Here is a 201-nt window from a genome sequence, read left to right as displayed (position 1 = left end):
CTACTTGATGAATCTGGTTTTCAAATCCAGTTCAAAGGCGAAGAGATGGAAATTCTCTCCGACCGCAAAGGGTTAGCGTTTATTATAGAACAGGTTATTGCCAATAGTACAAAACACGTTACACAACATCAGGATAATCCATTGATCACATTTGAAACCGTGTATGACGAAAACAGAGACCAAACGATTTTGCATATTCGT

Annotated in this window: 1 protein-coding gene; it reads left to right on the top strand. The window is 38.3% G+C overall.

Annotated features, from left to right (window positions below; genetic code table 11):
• Window positions 1-201: ATP-binding protein (locus CHH91_RS21115; RefSeq protein WP_483372425.1), on the top strand; the 201-nt coding region annotated here is incomplete at both ends.

This window comes from Virgibacillus sp. 7505, assembly GCF_002272135.1.
In the GTDB taxonomy this organism is placed as follows: domain Bacteria; phylum Bacillota; class Bacilli; order Bacillales; family Amphibacillaceae; genus Terribacillus.
The sequence above is the reverse complement of the archived record's forward strand: the minus strand, read 5'-3'. Positions and strand labels throughout refer to the sequence as shown.